The sequence below is a fragment of the Microbacterium sufflavum genome (assembly GCF_023101165.1).
Lineage (GTDB): Bacteria > Actinomycetota > Actinomycetes > Actinomycetales > Microbacteriaceae > Microbacterium > Microbacterium sufflavum.
Map to the genome: position 1 here is coordinate 1385898 of NZ_CP078076.1, position 26233 is coordinate 1412130.

General features: G+C 71.7%; 25 protein-coding genes. 16 read left to right on the forward strand and 9 right to left on the reverse strand.

Annotated elements, in window-relative coordinates:
• Window positions 1-6: 6 nt before the first annotated feature.
• The 6 genes from KV394_RS06885 to KV394_RS06910 all read right to left on the reverse strand — a co-directional run bounded on the left by KV394_RS06885 (window position 7) and on the right by KV394_RS06910 (window position 5932).
• A complete protein-coding gene (locus KV394_RS06885) occupies window positions 7-2541 on the reverse strand; it encodes a DEAD/DEAH box helicase (RefSeq protein ID WP_247982652.1) in 2535 nt (844 codons plus the stop codon).
• 24 nt (window positions 2542-2565) lie between these two features.
• A complete protein-coding gene (locus KV394_RS06890; RefSeq protein ID WP_136036683.1) occupies window positions 2566-3060 on the reverse strand; it encodes a roadblock/LC7 domain-containing protein in 495 nt (164 codons plus the stop codon).
• Window positions 3060-3596, reverse strand: coding sequence for a GTP-binding protein (locus KV394_RS06895; protein ID WP_136045495.1), 537 nt, complete (start codon window positions 3594-3596; stop codon window positions 3060-3062). Before KV394_RS06895 ends, KV394_RS06890 begins: the two co-directional genes overlap by 1 nt.
• Window positions 3597-3694: 98 nt before the next feature.
• Complete coding sequence (locus KV394_RS06900) at window positions 3695-4066, reverse strand: roadblock/LC7 domain-containing protein (protein WP_247982653.1); 372 nt, start codon at window positions 4064-4066, stop codon at window positions 3695-3697.
• 140 nt (window positions 4067-4206) lie between these two features.
• Window positions 4207-4875: a DNA alkylation repair protein gene (locus KV394_RS06905; RefSeq protein ID WP_136045493.1), complete on the reverse strand. Its 669-nt coding sequence runs from the start codon at window positions 4873-4875 to the stop codon at window positions 4207-4209.
• Window positions 4876-4894: 19 nt separating this feature from the next.
• On the reverse strand, window positions 4895-5932 hold the full coding sequence (locus KV394_RS06910; protein ID WP_136032684.1) for an FUSC family protein: 1038 nt from the start codon (window positions 5930-5932) through the stop codon (window positions 4895-4897).
• A 135-nt stretch (window positions 5933-6067) separates the two neighbouring features.
• Between KV394_RS06910 and KV394_RS06915 the strand changes: the two genes are divergently transcribed.
• The 3 genes from KV394_RS06915 to KV394_RS06925 all read left to right on the forward strand — a co-directional run bounded on the left by KV394_RS06915 (window position 6068) and on the right by KV394_RS06925 (window position 8774).
• Window positions 6068-7024: a manganese catalase family protein gene (locus tag KV394_RS06915; RefSeq protein ID WP_247982654.1), complete on the forward strand. Its 957-nt coding sequence runs from the start codon at window positions 6068-6070 to the stop codon at window positions 7022-7024.
• Window positions 7025-7126: 102 nt separating this feature from the next.
• Complete coding sequence (locus KV394_RS06920) at window positions 7127-7582, forward strand: SRPBCC family protein (protein WP_247982655.1); 456 nt, start codon at window positions 7127-7129, stop codon at window positions 7580-7582.
• A gap of 142 nt (window positions 7583-7724) precedes the next feature.
• A complete protein-coding gene (locus KV394_RS06925; protein WP_240745391.1) occupies window positions 7725-8774 on the forward strand; it encodes a DUF998 domain-containing protein in 1050 nt (349 codons plus the stop codon).
• A 19-nt stretch (window positions 8775-8793) separates the two neighbouring features.
• Here KV394_RS06925 and KV394_RS06930 read toward each other — a convergent pair whose 3' ends face one another.
• Window positions 8794-9393 (reverse strand): TetR/AcrR family transcriptional regulator, encoded by a 600-nt coding sequence (locus KV394_RS06930; RefSeq protein ID WP_136045208.1) that lies wholly within the window; start codon window positions 9391-9393, stop codon window positions 8794-8796.
• A 123-nt stretch (window positions 9394-9516) separates the two neighbouring features.
• Here KV394_RS06930 and KV394_RS06935 point away from each other — a divergent pair, with 123 nt between their 5' ends.
• Window positions 9517-10461, forward strand: a complete 945-nt coding sequence (locus tag KV394_RS06935; protein ID WP_136045207.1) for an alpha/beta hydrolase family protein — start codon at window positions 9517-9519, stop codon at window positions 10459-10461.
• Window positions 10462-10529: 68 nt separating this feature from the next.
• On the opposite strand, the gene KV394_RS06940 is transcribed toward KV394_RS06935, so the two are convergent.
• Together KV394_RS06940 and KV394_RS06945 are read right to left on the reverse strand one after the other, a co-directional pair.
• Window positions 10530-12080 carry an alpha/beta hydrolase gene (locus KV394_RS06940; RefSeq protein ID WP_247982656.1) on the reverse strand — a complete coding sequence of 517 codons (1551 nt, stop codon included), beginning with the start codon at window positions 12078-12080 and terminating at the stop codon, window positions 10530-10532.
• A 78-nt stretch (window positions 12081-12158) separates the two neighbouring features.
• The gene (locus KV394_RS06945) at window positions 12159-12800 is read right to left on the reverse strand and encodes a hypothetical protein (protein WP_136045205.1); all 642 of its coding nucleotides are present in this window, start codon (window positions 12798-12800) and stop codon (window positions 12159-12161) included.
• A gap of 94 nt (window positions 12801-12894) precedes the next feature.
• On the opposite strand from KV394_RS06945, the gene KV394_RS06950 reads away from it, so the two are divergent.
• The 12 genes from KV394_RS06950 to KV394_RS07005 all read left to right on the forward strand — a co-directional run bounded on the left by KV394_RS06950 (window position 12895) and on the right by KV394_RS07005 (window position 26211).
• Window positions 12895-13506 carry a TetR/AcrR family transcriptional regulator gene (locus KV394_RS06950; protein ID WP_247982657.1) on the forward strand — a complete coding sequence of 204 codons (612 nt, stop codon included), beginning with the start codon at window positions 12895-12897 and terminating at the stop codon, window positions 13504-13506.
• Between the two features lie 163 nt (window positions 13507-13669).
• Window positions 13670-13900 (forward strand): hypothetical protein, encoded by a 231-nt coding sequence (locus KV394_RS06955; protein ID WP_247982658.1) that lies wholly within the window; start codon window positions 13670-13672, stop codon window positions 13898-13900.
• 68 nt (window positions 13901-13968) lie between these two features.
• A complete protein-coding gene (locus KV394_RS06960; protein WP_247982659.1) occupies window positions 13969-16845 on the forward strand; it encodes a helix-turn-helix transcriptional regulator in 2877 nt (958 codons plus the stop codon).
• Between the two features lie 75 nt (window positions 16846-16920).
• The gene (locus KV394_RS06965) at window positions 16921-17124 is read left to right on the forward strand and encodes a cold-shock protein (RefSeq protein WP_025104028.1); all 204 of its coding nucleotides are present in this window, start codon (window positions 16921-16923) and stop codon (window positions 17122-17124) included.
• Between the two features lie 188 nt (window positions 17125-17312).
• Complete coding sequence (locus tag KV394_RS06970) at window positions 17313-18338, forward strand: iron-siderophore ABC transporter substrate-binding protein (protein WP_136032707.1); 1026 nt, start codon at window positions 17313-17315, stop codon at window positions 18336-18338.
• 28 nt (window positions 18339-18366) lie between these two features.
• Window positions 18367-19410, forward strand: coding sequence for a FecCD family ABC transporter permease (locus KV394_RS06975; RefSeq protein ID WP_247982660.1), 1044 nt, complete (start codon window positions 18367-18369; stop codon window positions 19408-19410).
• Window positions 19407-20480, forward strand: coding sequence for a FecCD family ABC transporter permease (locus KV394_RS06980; RefSeq protein ID WP_136032712.1), 1074 nt, complete (start codon window positions 19407-19409; stop codon window positions 20478-20480). Before KV394_RS06975 ends, KV394_RS06980 begins: the two co-directional genes overlap by 4 nt.
• Window positions 20477-21277 carry an ABC transporter ATP-binding protein gene (locus KV394_RS06985; RefSeq protein WP_247982661.1) on the forward strand — a complete coding sequence of 267 codons (801 nt, stop codon included), beginning with the start codon at window positions 20477-20479 and terminating at the stop codon, window positions 21275-21277. Before KV394_RS06980 ends, KV394_RS06985 begins: the two co-directional genes overlap by 4 nt.
• On the forward strand, window positions 21267-22226 hold the full coding sequence (locus KV394_RS06990) for a siderophore-interacting protein (protein ID WP_136045867.1): 960 nt from the start codon (window positions 21267-21269) through the stop codon (window positions 22224-22226). Before KV394_RS06985 ends, KV394_RS06990 begins: the two co-directional genes overlap by 11 nt.
• 1 nt (window position 22227) lies before the next feature.
• A complete protein-coding gene (locus tag KV394_RS06995; RefSeq protein ID WP_282187149.1) occupies window positions 22228-23067 on the forward strand; it encodes an ABC transporter ATP-binding protein in 840 nt (279 codons plus the stop codon).
• 28 nt (window positions 23068-23095) lie between these two features.
• Window positions 23096-24127: an ABC transporter substrate-binding protein gene (locus KV394_RS07000; protein WP_247982662.1), complete on the forward strand. Its 1032-nt coding sequence runs from the start codon at window positions 23096-23098 to the stop codon at window positions 24125-24127.
• Entirely contained in the window at window positions 24124-26211 is a 2088-nt protein-coding gene (locus tag KV394_RS07005; protein WP_247982663.1) for an iron ABC transporter permease, read from the forward strand. Before KV394_RS07000 ends, KV394_RS07005 begins: the two co-directional genes overlap by 4 nt.
• Window positions 26212-26233 lie beyond the last annotated feature (22 nt).

Here is a 26233-nt window from a genome sequence, read left to right on the forward strand (position 1 = left end):
GCCGGCTCAGAGCCGGTCGACGGCGGTCACGGTGACCACCGCCTCGCCGGCCTCGTCTGAGGCGGCGAGGTCGATCGTGGCGCTGATGCCCCAGTCGTGGTCGCCCGCGGGGTCGTCGAGGATCTGCCGCGCGGTCCAGGCCGTCGGGCCCTCGGTGAGCAGCAGCAGCCGGGAGCTGCGGGCGTCGGCACCGGTCAGGACCTCGTCGTGCTCGGCGAAGTAGCCGTCGAGCGCGTCCGACCAGGCGTCGGCGCCGAAGCCGGGGTCGAGCTCGGCGAGCGCCGCCACGTCCTCCCGCGCGGCCAGCTGCACGCGACGGAACAGCTCGTTGCGCACCAGGATGCGGAACGCCCGGGTGTTGGCGGTGAGGCGCTTCGGGGCGGGCGGCACGATCGGCTCGTCCGGCGCGTGCGGGTCGAAGCCGCCGTTGTCGGTGCCCGTCGCGAGCTCGGTCCACTCGTCGAGCAGGCTGGAGTCGATCTGGCGCACGAGCTCGCCCAGCCACGCGATGAGGTCGCGGAGGTCCTCGTCCTTGCGCTCCTCGGGGATCGTCTGCGATGCCGCGCGGTAGGCGTCGGACAGGTAGCGCAGCACCACGCCCTCCGACCGGGCGATCTTGTAGAACGCGACGTATTCCCCGAACGACATGGCCCGCTCGTACATGTCGCGCACGACCGACTTGGGGCGGAGGGAGAAGTCGCGGATCCACGGCTGCGCGGCGCTGAACGTCTCGAACGCGGCGTCCAGCAGCTCGTCGAGCGGGCGTGGGTAGGTGATCTGCTCCAGCAGCTCCATCCGCTCGTCGTACTCGATCCCCTCCGCCTTCATCGCCGCGACCGCCTCGCCGCGGGCGAGGAACTCCTGCTGGCTGAGCACGGCGCGCGGGTCGTCGAGCGTCGACTCCACGATCGAGATCATGTCGAGCGCGTACGAGCCCGTGCCGGTCCCCGCGGACGGGTCGGGGTCGAGCAGGTCGAACGCGGCGAGGGCGAACGGCGACAGCGGCTGGTTGAGGGCGAAGTTCGGCGGCAGGTCGACCGTGAGGCGGATGTCGCCGTCGGCGGTGCGCTGCACGACTCCCGACTCCCGCAGCGTGCGGAAGATGCCGATCGCCCGGAGCGCCAGCTCCCGCTGTCGGACGCGGGTCTCGTGGTTGTCGTAGACCAGGCGGCGCATGTGGGCGAACACGTCGCCGCCGCGCGCGATCACGTTGAGCATCATGGCGCTGGTGATCTGCATGTGCGAGGTCAGCGTCTCGGGTGTCGCGTCGATGAGCTTGCGGAACGACGGCTCGCCCCACGACACGAACCCGTCGGGCGCCTTCTTGCGGATGATCTTCCGCTTCTTCTTCGGGTCGTCTCCGGCCTTGCGGATCGCGGCGAGGTTCTCGGTCTCGTGCTCCGGAGCCTGGGCCACGACGGTGCCCGCGGTGTCGAAGCCCGCACGCCCCGCACGCCCCGCGATCTGATGGAACTCGCGGGCGTTGAGCTGCCGCATCCGCGTGCCGTCGAACTTCGTCAGGGCGGTCAGCAGCACCGTGCGGATGGGCACGTTGATGCCGACCCCCAGCGTGTCGGTGCCGCAGATCACCCGTAGCAGTCCGCGCTGGGCGAGCTGCTCGACCAGGCGGCGGTACTTCGGGAGCATGCCCGCGTGATGCACGCCGATGCCGGCGCGCAGGAACCGCGACAGCGTCTTGCCGAACGCCGTGGTGAAGCGGAACTCGGCGATCAGGGCCGCGATCTCGTCGCGCTGCTCGCGCGACGCGACCTTCGTGCTCGACAGCGCCTGGGCGCGCTCCATGGCCGCCGACTGCGAGAAGTGCACGATGTAGACCGGCGCCTGCCCGGTGGCGAGCAGGTCGTCGATCGTCTCGTGGATGGGCGTCGTCTCGTAGAAGAAGTGCAGCGGCACTGGGCGCTCGACACCCGTGACCGTCGCGGTCTCCCTGCCCGTGCGTCGGGTCAGGTCGGCAGCGAGTGCGGTCACGTCGCCGAGGGTCGCCGACATGAGCACGAACTGCGCCTGCGGCAGCTCCAGCAACGGCACCTGCCACGCCCACCCGCGCTCCGGGTCGGCGTAGAAGTGGAACTCATCCATCACAACCAGTCCCACGTCGGCGTCGCTGCCGTGCCGCAGGGCGAGGTTGGCGAGGATCTCGGCGGTGCAGCAGATGATGGGAGCGTCCGCGTTGACCGAGGAGTCGCCCGTGATCATGCCGACGTTCTCGGCGCCGAAGACGTCGACCAGGGCGAAGAACTTCTCGCTCACGAGCGCCTTGATCGGCGCCGTGTAGAAGCTCCGACGGTCGCCGACGAGCGCGGCGAAGTGCGCCCCCACCGCCACCAGCGACTTGCCGGTTCCGGTGGGCGTCGAGAGGATCAGGTTGTTCCCCGAGACGATCTCGATGAGCGCCTCGTCCTGGGCGGGGTAGAGCCGGATGCCCGTCGACTCCACCCACTCCACGAACGTCAGGTACACGGCGTCCGGATCGGCCGCGTCGGGAACGGTGGCGGGCTCGAGCCGCGGCGGGGAAGTCATGGTCCCTCGATCATCGCATCTGCATCAGACTCCCGTTCCCGTCACGCCCAGTGCGGTCAGCAGCTCGTAGGCCGTGGACCGCGCGTGCACGATGACCGCGCCGAGCTGCGATTCCGCGGCCGATACCGACAGCAGCAGCTGCCCGTACGGCGCGAGGATGAAGCTCAGCAGCGCCATCTGGCTGTCTTCCACCGACAGCGAGACGATCGCGGACAGCGTGGGTTCGGTACCGCCCGAGATGATCTCCGCCTCGGCGCGGGCCACGCCGAACAGCGAACCGTTCATGGCCGCGAGGTGCTCGCCCGACTGCGGGTCGAGTCCGATCGAGGCGATGTGCAGGCCGTCGGCGGTGCCGAGGACGGCCGAGGTCAGCTCGGGGAAGCGGCTCTTCAGCTGCTCCAGCCGGGTGATGGCGGACTGGTTCACGATGCCCGACCAGAGCGCCCAGTTGCCGGCGATGTCGGGGTGCATGCGTGACGGGTCGTGCGGAGCGGCCTCCGCGTCACCGTGTGGTCTCATCAGTTCTCCTCCGGAAGGTCGAGCGCAGCGCTGGCGACGCGCATCACGCTGTCGCGGTCGCGGGCGTCGGCCGCGAGCACGCGCGAGGGTGGCACCGCGTACTGCTGCAGCACGTCGGCGAGAGCCCGACGGATCGAGCCGATCGATCGGTTGTCGCTGTGGCTGACGACGATGATCAGCCGATGCAGCTCGGCGGGGAACAGGCGCAACCACTCCGCCGTGTCGGAGGTCATGGTGGGCTGATCGCCCCGCACCCAGAGCAGGATGCGGGTGCCGGGCAGCGACACGTTCGGTCGTGCTGCGGCGAACCGGCGCTGCCCCGGTACGCCGATGAGCGCGACAGAGACCTCGGGTGTCGGCCGCCACGTGCCGAAGTCGAGCCCGACCGTGGTCGTCGTCTTGTCCTCGCCCTGGGCCGCGGTGGCGCTCATCGGCACGTCGGTGTCGACCGGCGGCACGTCGCTCAGAGCGCGCACCGCGGTGGTCTTGCCGGCGCCGACGGGCCCCGCGAAGATCATGCGATATCGGGTCGGCATGTCTGCTCGTCGCCAACGAGAGCGCCTCAGCGGCTTCTCCGAGGAGTGTGCCCTGCGTGGCCGCGAGCTTCCGAGGCCGCTCCCGACGGCCTCCTCGGTCAAGCGGCGAGCGCCGTGACGTGGCGGTTCACCGACGAGCGCAGCATCGCCAGGTTGGTCGCCTGCCGATCGGCCGCGATGTACAGGAACATGCCGCCGTCGATGAGCTTGAGGAGGTGCAGCTGCGTGTCGAGCGTGAGCAGCATGTCCTCCAGGTGGGCGTCGAGGCCGAGCGCCTCGATCGTGCGGTTCTTGTTCTTCACGATCTCGGCGTTGAAGGCGCTGGCGACATCGAGATCGAAATCCGCTCGGGTCGAGCTCGACGTGATCGGCAGCCCCGACTCCAGGTCGACGATCGATGCGCCGATGAAGCCGTTGATGTCGTGGGCGATGTCGTCGATCAGCTGGTTCAGCTCATCTTGCGTGGCCATGGTTCTCCCCAGTGTGTGGTCTTCACCGCGCACACCAGAGACCGCCCAGTGCGGTCACCCCCAGAGTGCACGCGATCAGAAAAGTGTATAACGTTACCCGCCACTGCGCGAACCGGGTCCCGCCACGCCGCGCTCGAGCGTCAGCCCTCGCGGCGCCGCACGATCTCGGCGATCCACAGCGGGGCGAACGGCGAGGTGCAGCCGGGAGCGGTGGGGTAGTCCGCCAGGACACGCAGGCGCTCGCCGATGTCGATGGCCCTGGAGCGGTGCTCCCGGTGGAAGATGCCGATCGTCGCGAGCGTCTCGTTCATCGCCCACTGCAAGCGTGGCGGCGCGTCGGCGAGGTCACGCTCGATGCGGTCGAGCAGCGCGTCGAGATCGAGCCCGTCGTGCTCTTTCGCGACGCGCACGGTCGTGAGCGACCAGGCGGCCGCGGCCACGGTGGGATCCGGGTCGTCGAACCAGCGGGTGCGGAGCTCCTCCGTGAGCGGCGACTTCTTCACGACGTAGTTCACGAACCAGTCGTTGACCTTCGGCGGACGCGTGTCGCGCAGCAGGGCGTCCAGCTCGTCGGCGGTGAAGTCCCGCGGCCGGCAGATCAGGATCGCCAAGAGCCGGGCGGCGGTGTCGCCGGTCGCCCACAGCGCGGTCGCGAGCGCCTGGTCGGTCCCGATCCGCTTGGCCAGGGCGCGCATCCGGCTGAGGTTGATGCCGTGGTCGTCGCCGCGCTTCTCGTTCGCCGCGCGCTGCTTCGGATCTTCGAGCGCCGCGAGCTCGGCCACGGCGGCGTCCACGGTCATACCGGCCATGCTCACAGGGTACGCGCGGTCACTCCTCGTCGAGCAGCTCCCCGCGGATCCGCCGCAGGTCCTCCATGAGCGACCCGACGAGGATCCAGTGCTGCGACGACGGCGGACGGACCACCAGCGGCGCCGTGAGGGCCGGGATCGCCGAGGTCAGCGCCTCGGGCTCGGGCGCCGGCGCGGACGACTGCACTGCGAGCCGCACGTCGTGCCCCGCCCGGCGCAGCTGCTCCGCGATCGCGGCCACCGCCGGCTCCTCGCCGAGGCGGTCGTCGTAGTGGTCGAAGTAGGCGCGGGTCATCCCGATGGTCTGCGTGACGATGGGGGACAGGCGGTCGAGCAGCTGCCGCAGTTCCGCCAGGTCGGCCCGGTGGGTCGAGCGGCGCGGGTTGAGGGTGAGCGACTCCTCCCCGGCGGCGATCGCGGCCTCGGCGGCATCCTTCATCGGTCGGAGCAGCCGCACCTCGAGCATGAGCTCCTGCAGCCGCGCGGGGGTCTGCGGCTCGGGGAGGGCATCGGCGAGGCGGTCCAGGCTCGCCGCGAGCTCGCGCCCGAGGAGTCCGACGTCGCGCCGTGCCGGCTCGACCAGCACGGGCGGCACGATCAGGGCGTTCACCACGATGCCGATCACCACGCCGATCAGCGTCTCGGCGATGCGGGCGATCGCATACTCCGGGCTCGACGACCCCAGGGCCAGCACGAGCATCGCCGAGATCGCGACCTGGTTGCCGGTGCCCGGCGAGGCCCGGAAGATCCAGGCGACGAGCATCGCCACCACGATCGCGAGCAGCACGATCCAGCTCGGTGAGCCGAGGAGGAGCCCCAGCGCGACGGCGATCACCACCCCCACGATCACGCCGATGCTGCGCTCCAGCGCCTTGGACAGCGACTGGTTGACGCTCGGCTGCACCACCAGCAGGGCCGCGATCGCCGCGAACACGGGCAGCTGCCCCGGGAAGGCCCAGCCCGCGATCAGCCAGGCCGCGATCGTGGCCGCGGCCGACTTCACGACCTGCAGCAGCGGTGACCGCTGGGAGGCGCGGATCGCGGCGGGGATGCGCATGGCCTCCACGCTAGTGCGCCCGCGGGCGCGGGATGATACGCGCCGACTACGGGCCCGTCCATCGGGGTGGTGGATCCGCCGGCCAGGCGGAGAGTGGGCCACCCCAGCGACAAGCGACCCGGCGAGGAGGCCGACATGTACTTCCACCTGCAGCAGCTCATCAACGACATCGAGGTCGACGAACCGGACCCCGCGGCGGCCAACGCGCTGCAGGAGGGTCTGGGCGGCCAGTTCGGCGAGATGCGCACGATGATGCAGTACCTGTTCCAGAGCATCAACTTCCGTGGTCCCGCCGGCAAGCCGTATCGCGACCTCATCCAGGGCATCGGCACCGAGGAGATCAGCCACGTCGAGCTGATCGGCACGACCATCTCCCGGCTGCTCGACGGCTCTCCGGCGTATCAGGGCAAGAAGGACGCCCCGGTAGATGCACCGGGAGCCGGCGGCGCGGTGCCGCTCGAGATCGCGCTCGACCACAGCAACATCCACCACTACCTGGTCGGCGCGCAGGGCGCCCTGCCGGTGGACGCGGCGGGGAACCCGTGGATGGGCAGCTACGTGTACAACTCCGGCAACCTCGTGCTCGACCTGCTCTACAACCTCATGCTCGAGTCGACCGGCAGGCTGCAGAAGTGCCGCCTGTACGAGATGACGGCGAACAAGACGGCGCGCTCCACGATCTCGTACCTCATCGTGCGCGACCAGGCGCACGAGAACGCCTACGCGAAGGCGCTCGAGACCCTGGGGGTGAACTGGCGCACCAGCCTGCCGATCCCCAAGACGAACGCCGAGAGCTTCCCCGAGGTGAAGCGGCTGCTCGACCTCGGTCTGCAGAGCACGCAGTACTCGTTCGACCTGGACGACCGTTCCGAGGCCGGACGCATCTTCCAGGGGATGTCGCCGTCGGGCGACGGCACCGAGCTGATCGCCGACCAGCAGGCGCCGGAGGGCGTGCCGTCCGTCATCGCGCCCGAGCGCCCCGAGGAGTTCGCGCCGGGAGCAGACGCCGAGCTGCAGGCGCTCATCCAGGCCACCGCTGAGATGGAGATGGCCGACATCGAGGCGCCCTTCGGCCGGATGACGTCGAGCTGAGGACCGTCGTCGATCCGCGCTGCGATGTCAACCCCGTGGCCGATACCGGCTCGTGACGCCTGAATGGAAGCACACGAACGACGAACAGCAGAGGAGCATCCCATGGTGCAGATCATCGAGACCATCGACGTCGACGTTCCCGTCCGCACGGCATACAACCAGTGGACGCAGTTCGAGAGCTTCCCGAGGTTCCTCGACGAGGTCGTGTCCATCACGCAGACCGACGACACCCACACGCACTGGAAGGTGAACGTGGGTGGAGCGGAGCGCGAGTTCGACGCCGAGATCACCGAGCAGCACCCGGATGAGCGTGTCGCCTGGAACAGCGTCGGCGGCGAGACCGAGCACGCGGGGGTGGTGACCTTCCACAAGCTCGACGACACGTCGACCCGCGTCACGGTGCAGCTCGACTGGGAGCCGGAGGGGCTGCTGGAGAAGGTGGGCGCGCTCGTCGGCGCCGGCTCGCACGCCGTGAAGAAGGACCTCAAGAACTTCAAGGAGTTCATCGAGGGGCGCGGCGTCGAGACGGGCGCCTGGCGCGGCGACGTCGACGCCTGATCCGCGGGCGACCGGAGGGCGCGCGACCGGAGATCGACGAGGCCCGGAGCACCGCAGCGCACGGGGCTCCGGGCCTCGTCGCGTGTCCGGCGTGCGCGGAGTCGGGGGTGCGCACGTCGGCGCCCCGTGCTTGCATGAGCGCATGGAGAGGGACCGGAGGCTGCGCGCCGAGGCCGCAGCGGTCGCGGCGACCGCCGTGTGCTTCGTGCTCGGCGTCGGCGCGGGACTCGTCGTGCTGCGCGGGGCGTCCAGGCCGCTGACCGGCGAGACGGGTCTGGCGATGCCGGTCGCCGTGGTCGCCGGGGTGATCGCCGCGGGGGCCTTCGCGGTGAGCACACTGCGGCACCGTCGCGGCGAGACCACCGGGATGCCGCGCTGGCAGGTGATCGTGTCGCACCTCTCGGCAGGCGCACTCACGCTCGCGTTCGGCGCCGTGACCGTGATGGGCGTGCTGCTCACAGCGGAGGTGCTGGCCGTCGGGCTGCGCGGGCTCGAGCTCGGGGCGGTGGGCGGCGGTCTGCTCGCCGGGGTCGCGGCGGCCGTGGGCGGCCGGTTCGCGTTCGGGGCCGGGGTCGGGCTGCGCACGGCCGACCTCGCCGGGCTCCTGTTCGGCTTCCTGGTGATCGGCACGCTGTTCGCGATGGTGACGGCGGTCGACCCGCGGTGGTGGGAGGAGAACTTCTCGCAGCTCGGCGTGGGGTGGGCGTTCAACGGCACGCTCGTGGTCGCCGGGCTGCTCGTCGCCACGGTCGGCGCGTACATCGGCCGTGACCTGCACCGCCTGCGGGGCGACGACGCCCTGCCGCGCATCGCCGTGATCGTGGGCCTGTGGGCGGCCGCGGGTGCGGCGCTCGCCGCCGTGGGGCTGCTGCCCCTGTACCGGGCACCCCTGCCGCACGACATCGCGGCCTTCGCGGCGCTCGTGCTGTTCCTGGCCGCCGCGGCACTGACCACGGTCGCGGTACCGGGGCGACCGACGGCGCTCGTGGCGACGTCGATCGCGGTGGGCGTGCTCGTGGTGGTGGCGGTCGTGCTGTGGCTGCCGTTCGGGCTGTACGCGGTCACGGCGCTCGAGGCGATCGTGGTCGGGCTGGGGCTGCTGTGGCTGACGACGCTCGTGCGCGTGCTGGCGATCCTGGTGCCGGAGGCGTCGCGTCCCTCGGCCCGGCGCTCGCCGCTGCGCGCGGGCTGACGCCGGCTCGACGAGGGGGTCAGCGAGCTTCGGGTGCGAGCACGCCGGAGATGAGCAGTTGCACCAGGTCGGCAGCCCGGTACCGCGCGTCGCCGGTCGCGCCGATGCAGAGGTTCCCGATGCCTCGGAGCACGGTGTACGCATCGATCGCGGGCGTCCCCTCCGCGGACCCGCGCGCTGCCTCCAGGAGCGAGGCGCACACCGGGACGAGACGGTCGACGAAGTAGGTGTGCAGGGCGTCGGATCCGGCGCTGTCGCCCTGCAGTGCGCCGGGCAGGCCATGCTTGGTGACCAGGAACTCCACGAACAGGGCGACCCACGCCCGCAAGGCGGCTTCGGGGGTCGCGCTCTCCGCAAGAAGGCGGGGACCGGCGTCGGCGCACGCTTCGACCTGGTGCCGGTACACCGCGACCACCAGCTCGGAACGCGTCGGAAAGTGACGATAGATCGTCCCGACGCCGACTCCCGCCTTCGCTGCGATCTCTCGGACCGGAGCATCGACCCCGGACGTCACGAACACTGCTGCCGCCGCCTCGAGCAGAGCCTGCTCGCTCCGGCGCGGGCGACCCGCTCGCTGCGGCCGCGCATCGTGCGACGGCTCGCTCTCGACCTCGCTCATGTCCTGCTCCGGTTCCCTCGACGGCGCTCGCTTGCATTACGGAGCATTGTTCCGTAATGTTGCGGAACAGCGCTCCGATATCCACTATCGCAGAGCGCTGCACCCCTCGGAAAGGAACTCGCCGTGACCTCATCCATCGTCGACACGCTGGACGGCATCATCGGTGCCGGACGCGCGGTCGTCTCCGTCGCTCCCGTGGCGGTGTCCGCGCCCGGCCGAGCGGTTCCCCTCGACGTGCGGGTGTCCGCTCCCGCGACGGGATCGAACCTTCCCGTCGTGCTGTTCTCCCACGGCAACGGCTGGAACCTCGATGGGTATGCGCCGCTCACCGCGTTCTGGGCCTCCCGCGGGTTCGTCGTGATCCAGCCGACGCATCTGGACTCGCGCCGCAACGGGTTCGGGTTCGATCACCCGGTGTTCCCCACGATCTGGACCGAACGGATCACGGATCTCACTCGCATCCTCGACCAGCTCGACACCATCGAGGCCGCCGTTCCCGGTCTCTCCGGCCGCATCGATCGCACGCGCGTCGCCGCGACCGGTCATTCCTGGGGCGGACAGACCGCGCAGTCCGTGCTCGGGGCGCGGATCGTCGACGACTCGGGCACGGTCGGCGACGACATGTCCGACCGACGCGTCACCGCAGGCATCCTGTTCGCGGCGACCGGTGTCGGCGGCGACCACCTTCACCCTTTCGCACGGACGAACTTCCCCTTCATGCGTCCGTCCTTCGCGGAGCTTCGCACGCCGACCCTCGTCGTCGCCGGAGACCACGACCAGTCCGCGATGTCCAGCCGCGGACCGGACTGGTTCACCGATGCCTATACGCACAGCCCCGGTGCGACGGATCTCCTCACGCTCCACGGTGCCGAGCACTCCCTCGGCGGCATCGTGGGGTACGACGTCGCCGAGACCACCGACGAGCACCCCGAGCGGGTCGCCGTCATCCAGCGGATGAGCACCGCCTACCTGCGGACCGCTCTGCACGTCGACGACACCAGCTGGCCCGCTGCTCGCGCCGCGTTCACGGACGGCGGCCATCCGATCGGTCACATCGACAGCAAGTGAGAGGTGTGCCCGTGTCCCTCGCCGTGCGCGAGCAGCAGGTGAGGGACCAGGCGCCGCCAGGGAGGAGGTCACAGCGCGCAGCGCGCTCCGTCCTCGGGGAGTTCGAGGTCGACGAGGTAGTCGGCGACGATCTCGTCGATGCACTCGTTGCGGGAGACGATGGTGCCGTGCTGGTTGCCGTCGACGGTGAGCAGTCGGGCGCCGAGGGTGTCGGCGAGGCTGATGCCTCCGTCGTGAGGGGTCACCGGATCTCCCGTGGCCGACACCACGAGCACCTCGGGAAGCCCGTCGATGTCCGTCGCGTAGGGGTAGCCGAGTGTCGGTTCGGACGGCCAGTACTCGCAGCCGTCCTGGGTGGGGGGAGCGGTCCCCGGGTCGAGGAACGGTACGGCATCGTTGAGGTCTTCGCCGAGCCTCGCCATCTCCTCGGCGGTGAAGCGTTCTTCGTCCAGGCAGTTGATCGCGAAGAGCGCCTCGTACGAGTTCGTGTACTCGCCGCTCTCGGAGCGGCCGTATGACCCGTCGCGCAGCGCGAGCAGGGCATCCGGCCGACCTGCCTTCAGCTCCGCCAGCCCTGCCGCGATCGCGGGCCAACTCGCCTCGGAGTACAGCCCGGCGACGATGCCTTCGCCGGCGGCGAGGAAGCCGACCTCGCGGCCGTCGGCGGCGATCAGCGGTTCATCGACAAGCGGCCGCAGGAGCCGCTGCGCCTCGCTCGTCGCCCGTGCGGGATCGGCGCCGAGAGGGCAATCGGCCTGGGCCGCACAGAAGTCGGCGAAGCGCTGGAAGGACGCCTGCAGCCCCTCGCTGAGGTGGATCCGACGCTCCCGGGTGTTCTTGAGCGGGTCGACCGCGCCGTCGAGGACGAGGGCGCGGACGTTCTGCGGGAACATCTCGGCATAGACCGCTCCGAGGCGCGTGCCGTAGCTCACACCCGCGAAGGTGAGCTTCTCGTCGCCGAGCGCGGCTCGGAGGATGTCCATGTCGCGAGCGGTATCGCGGGTTCCGAGGTGGGCGAGCACATCGCCTCGGCCCGTGCCATCGGCGCACTTCTCGACGATCTCGCGGGCGGAATCGTCCGTCCACTCTCCGAGTGCCGCGAGGGGAGCGTCGGCGTCTCGCTCGTCGTCGGTGTAGCAATCGACGGCGGGGCGGCTGAGGCCGACCCCCCGGGTGTCGAAGCCCACGATGTCGAAGCGGTCGGTGAGGGGCCCGCCCGACCACAGGGCGGCCACCAGAGGGGCGAACGTCGTCGCCGCCGCGCCTGGTCCGCCGGGATTCAGCACGACCGAGCCGATGCGGTCCTCGCCGGTGGCTGCGATGCGGGCCACCGCCAACTCGATGGTCTCACCCGCGGGGTCCTCGTAATCCAGGGGCACCGTGAGCATCGCGCACTCGGCGCTCTCCGCCGCATCGATGACCTGAGGGACGGCGGGTTGCGACCTCACGAGCGCGGGGTCACAGGCCCCGAAGTCGAGCTCCTGCCCCCTGTACCGCTCGAGGTCCGAGTCCTGCACGGCTTCCGATTCGGGCGCGGCGTCCCGGTCGTCCTGCGTCGCGGCGGTGCAGCCGGCCAGCAGCAGCGATGCGACCGCGGTGACAGCGGCGACCGGTGCCACCCATCGCCGTCGATGATCGTTCCTCCGTCGGCTGCGGATCGGCGAGCGGTTCCTGATGGTGTTTCCTTTCGTGGGGTCTCAACTGGCGAGTTCATCGATCCAGCTCGATCGCATCCGCAGGGCCCGCTCCGTGCTGCCGGCGACGGCCGCGAGCCCGATGAGCAGATTGATGTGCAGGGGGAGCTGGATGGGGGACGTGAAGGTGCCCACCGATGCGGCGATCAGCGGTATCTGCGAAAGAGCCTCGATGATCTGGGGAACCTCGACGCAGAGTCCGACGACGACGAGGGTGAGGGAGATGAGGCCGATCGCACGGCTCGCCCGGGGATGCCGGTGGTGCAGGCGGGCGCGGCGCCCCTCGGCCGATCGCGGATCGGGTGACAGCTGTTCTTCGGTGCCGTCTGGGCGCACGTAATGGCACCGCTTGAGCCCGAAGCCGGTGATCGCGACCTCGATGTGGCCGCCGGGCACCGCGAAGCGGGTGGGCATCTTCGCGTACGACCGCAGTGCGCCGTCGACGTAGAGGCGGGCGCGGACCTCCCCGTCGGTCATGTCACCCCCGTGGCGCACGTCGACGGTGTAGATGGATGCCGTGCCGTCCGGTGACGCCAGGGTGATCGAGCGCAGCGATCGGCTGAACATCTGCCACCAGCGGTACCGCCGCAGTGGTTCTCCTGACCCGTGGCGGACGCGGCGGTTGCGCCAGTTCGCGATTCCCATCGTCGCGGTCCTCGTCTCGATTAGTACAGCGTGCTAGTGAACGAGGGGCTAAGCTATCACACTGTGATAGATCGATGGTTTGCGGAAGGCGGGCATGGGCGCTGAATCGAAGGAGCCGGGGACCCGCTCGAAGATCCTCATCGCGGCGGCGACGATGCTCGGCGAGAACCCCACGGCTCGACTGAGCGTGCGGGGCGTGGCCGCGCGTGCCCAGGTGAGCACCGGCTCGCTGCGGCACTTCTTCCCCACCCAGCGGGAACTCATCGAGACGGTGGTCGCGGGGATGTACGACCTGGAGATTCCCGACGACCCCATCGACGATCGCTCCCTCACGCCCGAAGAGCGCCTGACCGCGTGCCTGCAGTTGCTTCTCTCCCACGTGGGCGTGGGCGAACGCGCCAGGCAACAGTGGGGAGCGCTCTACGAGGCGTACGTCGCCACGCCTCCCTCCGAGGACCAAGCCGCGACCTACCTCGCGCTCGAACGGATGGGGCGCCACCGCATCGAGCAGTGGCTGACGACCCTGGTCGACGAGGGTGCGATCGCTGCGGGTGGGATCGAGGAGCGCGCGCGGTTCCTCGCCACCGTGACGTCGGGCATCGCGACCGAACGCGCGCTGCCCTCCGAGACGGTGCGCGTCGATGCCGAGAAGGAGACCCTGCGTCTCGCCGTCCACGCGGTCATGAGCGGGCCGCCCGCCGCATGAGTTCTCCCTTCGACGGCATGCCCGTCGCGCGGACCGCCTCCGTCGTCGCCACTCCCTAGGCGGGTGTCGCGCCGGGGCGCGCGGAAGATAGGGCATCCGTCCGATGTGGCGGTGGGGCCTCAGAGCGGAGTGTAGGGATACACCGAACCGCCGAGGAGAGATCATGTTCGAGCACCCCTATCTGACCCAGCAGGTGACCGCTCACGAGCAGGAGCGCATCGCGACGGCCGTCGAGCAGCGCCGCCGCCTGATCGAGCACGCGGACCAGATCGTGCCGCGGGCGGACGGGCCCGTGCGGCGGCTGCTGCGTCGCCTCGTGCAGCGCGGGGTCGTCTCGCGCGCGGCTGTCGCGGAGCGCGAGTGCCGGCCGTGCGAGCCCGCGGTCGCCCGGTGACCGACGCGGTCCTGCTGCCGTTCCCGCACCGCGACCCCGATGTCGGCGGTGGGTGGGACGATGGAGGCATGGCCCCAGCCCCCAGCGCCGCGATGGTCGGGCGAGACGCCGAGCTCGCCGAGGTGCGCCGTCTGTTCGACGGAGCGCGCGACGGCGTGCCCGCGGCCGTGCTGGTGGAGGGCGAGGCCGGGATCGGCAAGTCCCGCCTGGCGCGCGAGTTCGGCGCCGAGGTCGCGAACGTCGCCGACGTGCATGTCGGATGGTGCCTCGACCTGGGCGCGTCGCGCATGCCGTTCGGCCCTCTCACCGGCATCCTCCGGTCGATCGTGGCGCGGATGGGCGTCGAGCGCGTGCGAGCGGTCGTCGGCGTGGGCATCGAGGCGCTCGGTATGCTGCTGCCCGAGCTCGTCGACGCCCCCGCCGACCGCGAGCGCACGAGCCCGGAGCGTCTGCGCGACGCCGTGGCGTCACTGGTCGAGGCCGCGGCGGAGGAGTCGCCGCAGGTGCTCGTGGTGGAAGATCTGCACTGGGCCGACGACTCGACCCTGGCCATCCTGTCGTTCCTGCTGCGGGCGTGGAACCGCGGTCGCATCCTGCTGCTCATCACCTGCCGCACCGACGACGTGCGTCGCGGCGACGCGGTGAGCCGTTTCATCGGCGAGGCCACGAGGGCGCGGCTGCTGGAGCGGCTGACGGTGTCGCGTCTGGAAGACGAGGCCGTCCGCGAGCTGGTCGAGCAGATCACCGGGCGCGCGCCGTCGCCGTCCGCGCTCGAGCGGCTGCAGGTGCGCGCCGAGGGCGTGCCGTTCTTCGTGGAGGAGATCGCCGGGTGCTCCCAGGGCCCGCTGCCGGACAGCCTGCGCGACCTGCTGCTGGCACGCTTCGACCGTCTCGGCGACGACGCAGGGCGTGTGGTGCGGGTCATCTCCGGCGCCGAGCGTCCCCTGAGCCACCCGCTCGTCACGCGCCTGGCCGGGCTGCCCGAGGAACGTCTCGACGAGGCCCTGCGCGAGGCCGCCCGCAGCGGCATCATCGTGGTGGAAGACGACGACTACCGGTTCCGGCACGCGCTGCTGCGCGAGGCCGTGCACGACGATCTGCTCCCGGGGGAGCGCGCCCGCCTGCACCGCGCCTACGCCGAGGCGCTGGAGGAGCAGAGCGAGGGGGCCGCCGACCGGGGCGATGCCGCCGCGCTCGCGTATCACTGGCAGCTCGCGCAAGACGACCGTCGCGCGATCACGGCCGCCGCCGAGGCCATGCGGCAGGCCAAGGCGCAGTATGCCTTCGCGAGTGCTGCGCGCTTCGGCGAGCTCGTGCTCGAGCTGTGGCCGCTCGTGCCCGACGCCGCCGCCGCGACGGGGTTCGAGCGCCCGGAACTGCTGCACGTGCTCGGGTCGGTGCTGCGCAACGCGGGCGACGGGGAGCGCGCTCTCGCGGTGGCCAACGTCGCGCTCGCCGAGGTCGATGCGACGACGGTCGACCCGCGACTGCACGCCCGTCTGCTGCGCAACAAGGCGCTGTTCCTGGTGAACCTGGGGCGGCTCGGGGCCGTGCCGCTGCTCCGCGAGGCGCTGGCCATCGCAGAGGAGCACGTGCCCGATGAGGCGTTCCGCGCCGAGCTGCTCAACCAGCTCGCCGGTCGCCTGATGATCGCGGGCGACCGGGAGGATGCGATCCGGCTCGCCGACGAGGCCGAGCGCCGGGCCGCGGCCGCGGGGTCGCGCGACCAGCAGTCGATCGCAGCGAACATGCGCGGCGGCTCACTGGCGCACCTCGGCGCCGTCGAGGCGGGCGTGCGGGAGTTCGAACGGGCCAGGGTGCTGGCAGACGGCTCGACCGCCGAGATGCGCTACCGCGTGAACTACTCCGACCTGTTGACGCTGCTCGGCCGGTACCGGGAGGCGGTCGCGGTGGCCGAAGCGGGGCTGCGCCGGGCGCGGGAGCTGCGCGTCGAGCGCACGTCGGGCACGATCATGGCGCAGAACATGATCGTCCCGCTGCTCGAGCTCGGCGAGATCGACCGCGTCGAGGAGATGCTGTCGCGCGATTTCGTGCAGGGCACGCTGCGGGTGTTCCGCATGTACATGAGCATGACGCGCGTGCGGGTGCTGGCGTGGCGCGGCCGGTCGACCGAGGCGGCGGAGATGCTGCGCGAGTGGCGGCCGGCGTTCGAGGAGACCGGCGGCTCGGAACGCCAGATCTGGTACGACCTCGTGACGATGACGGTCGCGGTGGCGCAGAGCGAGGGCGACCTCACGGGTGCGCTCGACGCGATCCTCGCGATGGTGCACGACGAGAAGCCGGCGCTGCTGCATCAGCGTCGGCTGCTGCTGGAGGGCGGGGCGATCATCGCGGAGCTGCGGTCCCGGGGGGTCGACGTCGAGGCGGCCTCGGCCACGATCCGCGACGCCTGGCTGGCGCAGCCCGACCAGCTGCAGCACGACGCCTGGGGGCTGATTCTCGATGCCCTGCTCGACCCGCGACCGGAGAAGGTGGAGGAGGCGCTGCGCCGCGCTGACGGCGACGACGTGCCGGTGACCTTCCGCGCGGTGCTCCGCCTGGAGCGCGCGCAGGTGCACGTGCGAGAGGGCGAGCGCGCGGCCGCCTCCGCCGTGGTCGCCGAGGCCGCCGCGCTCGCGGAGGAGTGGGACCACGCCCCGCTGCGGGCCGCCATCGCACGGTTCGCCGACGCCGCGGGCCTGCGTGCCGGAGCAGCGCCCGCCGACGCGGAACTGCTGACCGCCAGGGAGCAGCAGGTGCTCGACCTCATCGCGGAGGGGCTCAGCAACCGTCAGATCGGTGAGCGCCTGTTCATCAGCGTGAAGACGGTGAGCGTGCACGTGTCGGCGGTGCTGCGCAAGCTCGGGGTCAGCACGCGCACGGAGGCGGCGCTCACACGGCAGGCCCTCGACCCGACGTCGGGCAGGTCCGCCGTGGTAGCGTGACCGAGCACGCGTGTCGGATCTTCCGGTGCGGTGCAGGCCGCGTCAGCGGCCGGCTTAACAGAAAGTAGAAAACACATGGCCACTGGCACTGTGAAATGGTTCAACGCGGAGAAGGGCTTCGGCTTCATCGCTCCTGATGACGGCACGGAAGACCTCTTCGCCCACTACTCGGCTATCGCCGGCTCCGGTTTCAAGGAGCTCCGCGAGAACCAGAAGGTCGAATTCGACGCTGAGCGTGGCCCCAAGGGCATGCAGGCGGCGAACATCCGCGCTCTCTGAGCGTGCGCTGACTTCCTGAAGCCGGTCGGATCCATCGGATCCGACCGGCTTTTCGCATCCCTCCGGACCTCCGTGCGGTGTCCTCGAATTGAGGATGACCTAACTTCGGGTTAGATTAGGCGAGGCTTACCAAAGGCCGGGCGCGTTCTCGTGCCGCCACCCCTCCTCCCATCCCGAAGGGAACGCCTGTGCGCATCTCTCGCCTGCTCGCCATCGGCGCGGCCGCCGCGCTCGCCGTGTCGCTCGCCGCCTGCTCGTCCTCGGCCCCCGAGTCGACCTCCTCCTCGGGCGGCAACCCCGCCTCCGACGACGCGTTCCCCGTCACGATCGAGCACGCCTTCGGCGAGACCACGATCACCGAGAAGCCCGAGCGCGTGGCCACGGTCGCCTGGGCCAACCACGAGGTCCCGCTCGCGCTCGGCATCGTCCCGGTCGGCATGAGCAAGGCCACCTGGGGAGACGACGACGACAACGGCATCCTCCCCTGGGTCGAGGAGAAGCTCGACGAGCTCGGCGGCGACACCCCGGCGCTGTTCGACGAGACCGACGGCATCGACTACGAGGCCGTGGCCGACACCGAGCCCGACGTGATCCTCGCGGCCTACTCCGGCCTGACGCAGGAGGAGTACGACACGCTCTCCAAGATCGCGCCGGTCGTGGCCTACCCCGAGGTCCAGTGGGGCACATCGGTCGACGACATGATCGAGATGAACGCCACCGCGCTCGGGCTGAAGGACGAGGGTGAGGCACTGATCGATGAGCTGCACGCCGACGCCGACACCGCGCTCGAGGCCCACAGCGTGCTGAAGGACAAGAAGGTGCTGTTCGCCTACTTCGACCCGAGCGACCTCAGCACCATCGGCTACTACACGGCCGCGGACACGCGCCCCGGGTACCTCCACTCCCTCGGCCTGCCGTTCCCCGCGATCGTGGAGGAGAGCGTGGGCAGCGACAAGTTCAACCTCGAGGTGAGCGCCGAGGAGGCGCAGAAGTTCGACGACGTCGACGTGCTGGTCACCTACGGCGACGACACGACCCTCGCCACGCTGCAGGCCGACCCGCTGCTGTCGAAGATCCCCGCGATCGCCGAGGGCCGCGTCGCGATCCTGCCCAACGCCACGCCCATCGCCGCCTCGGCGAACCCGTCGCCGCTGTCCATCCCGTGGGGCCTCGACGACTACCTGGCGATCCTGGCCGCACCGCTCGCGCCGTAACCGCGTCGCACCACCGCCGAGAGTCACCGTGATCTCCGCACCCGTGCTCGCACCGGACGCCGCCGCCCTGCGGCGCCCGGTGCTGGCGCGCACCCTCTGGCTGTGCGCCGGGGTCGTGGTGCTGCTGGTGCTGGCGGTGCTCTCGGTGTCGTTCGGGGCACGCGCGGTCTCCCTCGACGACATCCTCGCCGCCCTGGGCGGACAGTCCGACACGATCGGGCAGGCCGCGGTGGTCAAGCGCCTCCCGCGCACGGTGCTCGCGCTGCTCGTGGGCGCCGCGCTCGCGCTTGCCGGGGCGACCATGCAGGCCGTGACCCGCAACCCCATCGCCGAGCCCGGCATCCTCGGCATCTCGAACGGGGCGTCGTTCGCGGTCGTGCTCGGCATCGCGTTCTTCGGGCTGAGCAACCCGTACGGCCAGATGGCGTTCGCGATCGCCGGCGCCGCGGCCGCCGCGGTGTTCGTCTACGCCGTCGGGTCGCTCGGCCGCGGCGGCGCCACCCCGCTCAAGCTCGCCCTGGCGGGCGCGGCGACCTCGGCCGCGTTCGCCTCGCTCATCAGCGCGGTCATGCTGCCGCGGGTCGATCTGCTGCAGACCTTCCAGTCGTGGCAGATCGGCGGGGTCGGGGGAGCCGAGTGGCCGCGCATTGCGATCACCGCCCCCGTGCTCACGGTCGGCGCGCTGCTGTGCTTCGTGACCGCCCGCGGCATGAACTCCCTCGCACTCGGCGACGACATGGCCACGGGGCTCGGCGAGCACGTGGCGCGTACGCGCGCGGTCTCGGCGCTCGGCTCGGTGATCCTGGCCGGAGCCGCGACCGCGATCGCCGGGCCCATCGGCTTCGTCGGGCTCATCGTGCCGCACCTGTGCCGCCTGCTCGTGGGCACCGACCACCGCTGGCTGCTGCCCTTCTCGGCCCTCGCGGGAGCGGCCCTGCTGACCGCGAGCGACATCGTCGGCCGGGTGATCTCGCCGTCGTCGGACGAGATCCAGGTCGGCATCATCACCGCGATCATCGGGGCGCCGTTCTTCATCTGGATCGTCCGCCGACAGAGGGTGAGGGAGCTGTGAGCGCCACGGAGCACACGCTCGTCCGCGCGGAGGAGTCCGCGGCCGCCCGCACGGCCAGGGTCATCGCCGGACGCCGGGCCCGTCACCGCCGGCACGCGCTCGTCACGGTCGCGCTGGCCGTGGTCGTGCTCGCCCTGTTCACGGTCGCGCTCATGGTGGGCAACACGTTCTATCCGCTCGACGAGGTGATCCGCGTGATCCTGGGCGAGACCGTGCCGGGGGCGTCGTTCACCGTGGGCGACCTGCGGCTGCCGCGGGCGATCCTCGCCATCCTCGCGGGGCTCGCGTTCGGCATGGCCGGCGTCACCTTCCAGACCATGCTGCGCAACCCGCTCGCCTCCCCCGACATCATCGGGATCTCGCACGGCGCCGGGGCGGCCGCGGTCTTCGGGATCGTCGTGCTCTCGCTCAACGGCCCGATGGTGTCGCTGCTCGCACTCGCCGGCGCCCTCGTCACCGCGCTCGCGATCTACCTGCTCGCGATCAAGGGCGGCTTCGCCGGCGCCCGACTGATCCTGATCGGGATCGGGGTCGCGGCGATGCTGCAGAGCGTCATCGCCTACCTGCTCTCCCGCGCCGCGAACTGGGACATCCAGACCGCCATGCAGTGGATCACCGGCAGCCTCAACAACGCCTCGTGGGAGCGGGTGCTGCCGATGGCGATCGCCGCGGTCGTGCTGGTGCCGCTGCTGCTGACGCAGGGGCGGGCCCTGGGCGCGCTCCAGCTGGGCGACGACTCCGCGGCCGGCCTCGGCGTGCGCGTCGGCGTCACCCGCGTGGTGTTCATCCTCGGTGCCGTCGCGCTGCTCGCCGTCGCGACCGCCGCCACCGGCCCCATCGCGTTCGTCGCCTTCATGGCGGGACCGATCGCCGCCCGGCTCACCGGACCGGGCGCGACCCTGCTGCTGCCCAGCGGTCTCGTCGGCGCGGTGCTGGTGCTGGCGGGCGACCTCATCGGCCAGTTCGCGCTCGGCACGCGCTACCCCGTCGGCGTCGTCACCGGGGTCGTGGGCGCGCCGTACCTGATCTACCTCCTCATCCGCACCAACCGCACCGGAGGCTCCCTGTGACCGCCGCCCACACCCTGTCCGCCGAGAGCGTGACGCTCTCCTACGGCGACCGCACCGTGGTCGAGGGGCTCGACCTGCAGATCGCCCCGGGCAAGATCACGACCATCGTCGGCGCGAACGGCTGCGGCAAGTCCACCCTGCTGCGCGCCCTCGCCCGGCTGCTGTCGCCCGTGGCCGGCCAGGTGGTGCTCGACGGCACGTCCGTGCACACCCGCCCGACCAGGGAGGTCGCGCGCATCCTCGGGCTGCTCCCGCAGTCGCCCGTGGCCCCGGAGGGCATCGCGGTGGCCGACCTCGTCGGGCGCGGACGCCACCCGCACCAGCGGGCGCTGTCGCGCTGGAGCGCGCACGACTACGAGGTCGTCGCCGATGCGCTCGACGCCACGGGCATCAGCGACCTCGCCGACCGCAGCATCGACGAGCTCTCCGGCGGACAGCGTCAGCGCGTGTGGATCGCGATGGCCCTCGCGCAGGAGACCGACATCCTGCTGCTCGACGAGCCGACCACGTTCCTCGACGTCGCCCACCAGGTCGAGGTTCTCGACCTGCTCACCGACCTGAGCGTCGCCCGTGGCACCACGATCGTGATGGTGCTGCACGACCTCAACCTCGCCGCCCGCTACGCCGACGAGCTCGTCGCCATGAAGGACGGCCGCGTGCACGCCACGGGGTCGCCGCAGGACGTGGTGACCGCCGAGCTCGTGGAAGAGGTCTTCGGGCTGCCCAACCAGATCACCGTCGACCCGGTCTCCGGGAAGCCGATGGTCACCCCCATCGGAAGGCATCATGTCCGCTGAGACGACCACGACCGAACGCCCGACCTACCTCCTCACCCGCGCCGAGGTGCGCGCCGTGGAACGCGTGTCGCCCTCGTTCGTGCGGGTGACCCTCGGCGGGGACGACCTGCGTGAACTGGGCACCCCCGGCGCGGTGTTCGACAGTCGCATCAAGCTCGTGTTCCCGCCCGCGTCCGGGGTGCTGCCCGAGATCGACCGCTCCACGGACGACTGGTGGGGCTCCTACCTCGCGGTGCCGGAGGCCGAGCGCGGCGCGATGCGCACGTACTCGGTGCGCGAGCTGCGGGTGGCCGCCGACGACACGACCGAGGTGGACGTGGACTTCGTGCTGCACCTGGAGCCGGGGCTCACCGGGCCGGCATCGCGGTGGGCGAGCGCGGCCGCCGTGGGGCAGGAGCTGTGGCTCGTCGGTCCGCGGCGCGGGGTCGTTCCGCACGGCGGTGCCGAGTACCGCCCCGGTCGCGCCGACTCCGTGGTGCTGGCGGGCGACGAGACGGCCGCCCCCGCGATCGCCCGCATCCTGGAGGACGCGCCGCGCGACCTCCGCGGCGTCGCGTTCATCGAGGTGCCGTCGCCGGCCGACGTGCTGCGCATCGACCCGCCCGCCGGGGTGGAGGTGCACTGGCTGCCCCGCGACGTGGGCGAGCCGCACGGCCTCCGGCTCATCCCCGCGGTGCTCGGCTACCTCGGAGACGCCGACGCGACCGACGAGATCCGGGTGAAGGACGTCGAGACGGAAGACCTGCTGTGGGAGACGCCGGAGTACTCGGGTCTCGGCGAGGACATCGACCCCGCGACCGCGACCCCGGTGGAGCGCTACTTCTGGATCGCGGGGGAGAGCGGCGTGGTCACGACCCTGCGCCGGCACCTGGTGAAGGACCTCGGCATCGACCGCCGCCAGGTCGCGTTCATGGGCTACTGGCGCCGTGGCGTGGCGATGCGGGGCTGACGTGACCGCGACCGACGGGCGGCCCGCCCTGCAGGGCGACTCCCTGGTGCTCGGCTACGGCCGCTCCCGCGTGGTGCACGACGTGTCGCTGCGCCTCGCCCCCGGGCGGGTGACGGCGCTGATCGGCCCGAACGGCAGCGGCAAGTCGACCGTGCTGCGCGCCCTCGCCCGCCTGCACCGCATCGACGGCGGCACGGTGCGCGTCGGCGGGGACGAGCCGCGGGATGCGGCCGCCCTGTCGGCGAAGGAGTTCGCGAAGACCGTGGCGATGCTGTCGCAGTCGCGTCCCCACCCGTCCGGCATCGAGGTGTCCGACGTGGTCGCGTATGGGCGGCACCCCCACCGCGGTCGCTTCGCCGGCATCACCGAGGCCGACCGGGCAGCCGTGGCCCGCGCGCTCGCGCTCACCGGGCTGTCCGACATGGCCGCCCGCCCGGTCGACCAGTTGTCGGGCGGAGAGCTGCAGCGCGTGTGGCTGGCGACCGCGCTGGCCCAGGACACCGGGGTGCTGCTGCTCGACGAGCCGACCAACCACCTCGACCTGCGTTACCAGGTGGAGACGCTCGACCTGGTGCGCGAGCTCGCCGACGACCACGGCACCGCCCTCGGCGTGGTGCTGCACGACCTCGACCACGCGGCCTCGGTGGCCGACGACGTGGTGCTGCTGCACCGCGGGCGCGTGCACGCCGCCGGGACCCCCGTCGAGGTGCTCACGGGCGAGAACCTGTCGGAGGTCTACGGGCTGCGCATCGACACCGTCGTCGACGACGAGACCGGGCAGGTGCGCGTGCGACCGCGCGGCCGCCATCACGCCCGGCATCGCGCCGGCACCGCACTCTGATCCACCCCCACCCCTGGAGGAACACCCGATGAAGAAGACCCCCCTGGCCGTGCTCGCCCTCGGTGGTGCGCTGACCCTCGCGCTCGCCGGGTGCGGCACCACGCAGACGCCGTCCGCCTCGGACGCCGCAGCGCCCGTCTCGACCAGCGAGGGCTGCGCCGACGACGCGACCTCGACCTCGTCCGGTGCCGTCTCGGTGACGGACGACCTGGGCCGCACGGTCGAGCTCGACCGGCCGGCCGAGCGCATCGCGGTGCTGGAGTGGCAGCAGATCGAGGACGCGCTGACGCTGTGCGTGGCCCCGGTCGCCGTCGCCGACGCCGAGGGCTACTCCACGTGGGTGTCGGCGGAGGAGCTGCCGGACGACGTCGTGGATGTGGGCACGCGGCAGGAGCCGAACCTGGAGACCCTGTTCGGCACCGACCCCGACCTGGTGATCGTCGAGGTGCGCGGGACGGACGACCCGATCGTGGCCCAGCTCGAGGAGTACGACGTGCCGGTGCTCGCGACGGTGGGCGCCGATGCGAAGGACCCCATCGCGAAGATGCTGAACACGCTCGACCTGATCGCGCAGGTCACGGGTCGTGAGGAGCGCGCCGACGACGTGACCGCGGAGTTCCAGCAGCACCTCGACGACGCGAAGGCCGAGCTGGCGGACCGCGAGCTCGCGACACGCGACTTCGTGTTCTTCGACGGCTGGGTCGACGGCGGCAACGTCGCCCTGCGGCCGTTCGGCCAGGGCTCGCTCGTCGGCGAGGTCGGCGAGCAGCTCGGACTCGTGAACGCCTGGACCGGGACGGTCGACCCGGTGTACGGCCTGGGGCAGACCGACGTGGAGGGCATGACCACGGTCGGCGACGCCAACCTGTTCTACACCGGTACGGAAGACCCCGACTCGGAGAACATCATGGACGCCCTCGCCGACAACCCGGCCTGGACCTCGCTGCCCGCCGTGGCCGACGGCCGCCTGACCGCGTTCCCCGCGGGCATCTGGACGTTCGGCGGCCCCCGCTCGACCGCGCAGATCGTCGACGGCTTCGTCGAGGTGCTCTCGAAGTGACCGAGACCCTCCGCCTCGACGACACGACGGATCCCGCGGCGCCGGAGCGTCGCGCGACCGCCGTCTCCGTCGAGGCGGAGGGCCGCGGGCCGAAGGCCCTCCTGACGGGGGTCGGGGTGCTCGTCCTGCTCGCGGTGCTGCTGGTCGCGGTCGCCGGCTGGCATCTCACGCAGGGCACGAGCGGGGCCGTGCTGCCCCCGGCCGACGTGCTGTGGGGCTCGCGGATCCCGCGCCTGGCCGCGGGCGTCGCGGTCGGGGTCGCCCTGGGCGTGGCGGGGATCCTGCTGCAGTCGCTCGCCCGCAACGCGCTCGCCTCGCCCGACACGCTGGGGGTGACCGCGGGAGCGTACCTGGCGGTCACGGCGCTCGCCGCGTTCGGGATCGCCGTGCCCGTGTGGGCGTCCGGGGCGGTGGCGTTCGCGGGCGGGCTCGTGGCGGCCGGGATCGTGCTCGGGCTCGCGGGCGGTGCCGGCTCGTCCACCACGCGCCTCATCCTCGCCGGCACGGCCCTGGCGCTGGCCTTCCAGGCGGGCACCTCGACCCTGCTGATCCTGTTCGACGAGGAGACCACCGGGCTGCTCGCGTGGGGGAGCGGGAGCCTGTCGCAGCTCGGGCTGACCGCGTTCCTCCAGGCGGCCCCGGTCGTGGTGGTCGTCACCGTGCTGGCCCTGGTGCTCGCCCGACGCCTCGACATCCTGGCGCTCGGCGACGACACGGCCTCGTCGCTGGGGGTGCCGATCCGTTCCACGCGGGCGATCGGCATCCTCCTCGCGGTCACGCTGACGGCCGTGTCGGTCACGCTCGCGGGACCGATGGGCTTCGTCGGACTGTGCGCGCCGGTGCTCGCGCGGCTGCTGTCCCGCGTGGTGCCCAGCCTGAACCGGCGCCTGCTGCTGATCCCGGCCGCGGGGCTGCTCGGCGCGATCGTGGTGATCCTGGCCGACGCCCTGCTGCGGGCGCTGATCGGCGCCGAGGCCGCGATCCTCATCCCGACGGGGGTCGCGACGACGCTGCTGGGCGCGATCGTGCTGGTGCTCATGGCCCGACGGCTGCGCGACGCCGGCCCCACCCGCGAGCCGCCGCGCGTGCGCTTCGGTGTGCGCAGCCGCGTGCGCTTCCGCGTGACCCTGGTGGTCGTGGCGCTCGGGGTGGCCGGGGTGCTGCTGCTCGGGCTGCTCGCCGGCCACACGTGGTTGCTGACGGGCGACATCGCCCTGTGGCTGCAGGGGCGGGCGGCCCCGCCGATCGCGTTCGCGCTGGACGAGCGGGCCCCGCGGGTCGTGGCCGCGGTCGTGGCGGGAGGCGCGCTCGCCCTCTCCGGCACGCTGATCCAGGGGGTGAGCCGCAACCCGCTCGCCGACCCGAGCATCCTCGGGGTCACCGGTGGCGGCGGGCTGGGGGCCGTGCTGGTGATCACGAGCGCGGCGGCGTCGACGGGCGGCATGATCGCGGGTGCCGTGACGGGCTCGCTGCTCGCATTCGCCCTGGTCTACCTCCTGTCGTGGCGAGGAGGTCTGAGCGCGGACCGGTTCCTGCTCGTGGGTATCGGGGTGTCGTACTTCACGGTCTCGCTCACGACGTTCTTCCTGCTGCGGTCGAACCCGTGGGACACCCCGCGGATCTACACGTGGCTGTCCGGCACGACGTACGGTCGCGCGTGGGAGCAGATCCTCCCGCTGGTGATCGTGCTGGTCATCGCACTGCCGTTCGTGGTGTCGAGCCGCCGCGAGCTCGACGTCCTGTCGCTCGACGAGGACACGCCGCGGCTGGTGGGCATCCGGCTGGAGCCGGTGCGCCTGCTGCTGCTCGCGGTGGCGGCCGTGCTCGCCGCGCTGAGCGTCACGGCGATCGGGGTGATCGGCTTCGTGGGGCTCGTGGCGCCGCACGCCGCCCGGGCGCTGGTGGGGGCGCGGCATGCGCGGGTGATCCCGGTCGCCGTGCTGCTGGGCGGGCTGCTGGTCGCGGTGGCCGACACGATCGGTCGCACGGTCATCGCGCCCGCGCAGCTCCCGGCCGGCCTGGTGGTCGCGCTGATCGGCGCCCCGTACTTCGTCTGGCTGCTCTGGCGCTCGCGCGACGCCTGACCCCGCCCCTCGGCCCGCCCTG